This is a genomic window from Ferrovum sp., from assembly GCF_027317285.1.
In the GTDB taxonomy this organism is placed as follows: Bacteria; Pseudomonadota; Gammaproteobacteria; order Burkholderiales; family Ferrovaceae; genus Ferrovum.
The window spans coordinates 1-952 of the sequence record NZ_DAHVHV010000121.1 but is presented as its reverse complement, the minus strand read 5'-3'; the positions used below and the strand labels follow the sequence as shown (position 1 = coordinate 952).

Sequence of the window (952 nt, the reverse complement as noted above, 5' to 3'; positions counted from 1 at the left end):
AAACGCTCTTGAACAGGCGCAGAGCAAGCTTGCGAATGCATGGCCAGCATATCCAGGAGAGAAAGAGATTGGAGAAATGCGACACCAATATGATCGGATAAGGGCAACACTCGAACGAGTAATTCAGGATGTTGTTTTTAATGGTGTCGTGAAGCGATATCGCGATTGGATTCGGGTGGACTCACTTGAAGATGTAGTTGGCTTTAATCGTCCCGAATACGAGGCTATCCAAAAACTACATAAGCGAAGTTGCGATGTTGTAACGGCTCACGATCCATCGTCGGCTAAGGCTGCTGCAATTCCCTCTGCTACAGATCTGGGAAATGACATCGCAGCCTTGAAAGCTATTGTCGAAGCCATCCAGAATCGAAGGAAGGCTGCAAAGGCGAGCGCGTAGAAATGGTAATGTATAACAAGGTGCCGCAATCGAACAAATTTTCCGCTGAGCTCCAAATTTACCGCAGAGCGCAGCGTTACCCGGCCGATTTCATGCATAAACTTTGTTAGTCCAGACTGGCAACTAATGACCGCTACGGCCGAGAAGCGGGCACCCATAGAAAACAGTTGATCGTCTCCAGTGGGTCGGGTGCTGTCGCTGGTTTCAGGCAATTATGTCTCTCGTCGGTCTAAAGCAGGCATAGTTCCACTGGTTCAATTCCAACCTATTGGGGTTTCGAGGAAGATGCGCGCAACACATTGTTCCAACCTGAGCATTCAGCCGAGTTGGTTTCACTATCCAACCTTGGAATGCAAATAGCTCTTGATCCTTTTCGGAGCGCGTCATGTTCATCAGGGCTGGTCTGGAATTTCCGCGGGTCGTCAAGTGGTAATGTCATGGCTCCCATTGAAGCGTGATCACTTCGTGTTATTGTCCGAACGTAAGCGTCCGGTGAAGCCACCTGTTAATTTGGAAATGGCTGAGGCACTCTGTGATTTTCACGGAGGGATAGAA

1 pseudogene is annotated in these 952 nt (G+C 48.9%); it reads left to right on the top strand.

Features of this window, described 5'->3' with window-relative positions:
- Window positions 1-397 (top strand): annotated as a pseudogene (locus tag M6F29_RS11825) (hypothetical protein); the annotation flags it as partial.
- Between the last annotated feature and the right edge of the window lie 555 nt (window positions 398-952).